General features: G+C 35.9%; 1 protein-coding gene. It reads left to right on the plus strand.

The window, feature by feature from the left end:
* Nucleotides 1-221: 221 nt before the first annotated feature.
* A complete protein-coding gene (locus AC1Z3T_RS21090; RefSeq protein ID WP_004828708.1) occupies nt 222-1,202 on the plus strand; it encodes an IS110 family transposase in 981 nt (326 codons plus the stop codon).
* Nucleotides 1,203-1,272: the final 70 nt, after the last annotated feature.

Below are 1,272 nucleotides of genomic sequence, written 5' to 3' on the forward strand. Positions count from 1 at the left end.
GCCCTACTTGTATCTTAAATCTTATAGTGGTTAGCTACTACTATACGCAAATTGTAAAGTTTGAAGCCCTACTAAAACTTTAAGTTTCTAGAAAAGATAAAACTTACAATTTGCATCTACCACTCGTACAACTCTGGACGGTAACTAAGCGCTCTGATGCTGCATTCACAAGAAAAGATGGTGGTCATTTAAAACAATATTTTTCTCTAGGAGAATTTGTTATGTTTTATCTTGGTATTGATGTTTCAAAAAACAAACTAGATTGCTGTTTTTTCTATGAAAAAGATTCTCCAAAAAAGAAAAACAAAATTTTTCCTAATCAGGCTAAAGGGTTTGATGCATTAAATTTATGGTTATCCAATTTAAAAGTTGATCCCCAACAAACCATAGTATTAATGGAGGCGACCTCGATTTATCATGAGCCTCTTGCGGAATTTTTATTTTCTAAAGATTTTAATGTCTGCGTTGCTAATCCTGCACGAGCAAGATATTTTGCAAAAAGTATGTCCAAGCTTAATAAAACGGATAAAGTAGATAGTGAAGTATTAGCGCAATTTGCCATGACTTCAGACTTACATTATTGGAAACCCTTAGCCCCACATATTAAATTGCTGAATGCCTTACTCGAACGTAGAGCAGTGCTGTTAGAAGATTTATTACGCGAACGAAATCGCTTAGAAAAGGCAGATTTTATTAATCTTGTAGAGCCTGTTTTAGCTTCAATTCAAGCGAGTATTCAATACTTGCAGTGTCAAATTAAAGATCTAGATCAACAAATAAATGATCATATCGATCAAAATTCTGATTTAAAAAAAGATAGAAAGCTGCTGTGTAGCATTCCAGCGATTGCGGATCAAACCAGTTTACTCATGTTATCTTTTTTCCATAGTCATACATTTGAAAAAGCAAGCCAAGCCGCTGCATTTGTAGGATTAGTTCCAATCCACAGGCAGTCAGGAAGCTCAGTCCGAGGTCGAAGTCAATTATCAAAAGCTGGCTCAGCGAAGATTAGATCGGGATTATATATGTCAGCAGTCGTTGCAACTCAGCATAATCCACATATTAAAGAGTTGAGCGAAAGATTATTGTCGAATGGAAAAAGTAAGATGATGGCAATAGGGGCAGCGATGCGCAAATTAATTCATATTTGCTTTGGTGTACTTAAACATCAGCAACCCTATCAGGCAAATTATTCAACTTAATTTGAATAATTTCACTTGACGTTCGAGACGGTATCTTTTCTTTCGGGATGAGGAGCGAAGCTCCGCAAGG

Source organism: Acinetobacter sp. B-6 (genome assembly GCF_056930735.1).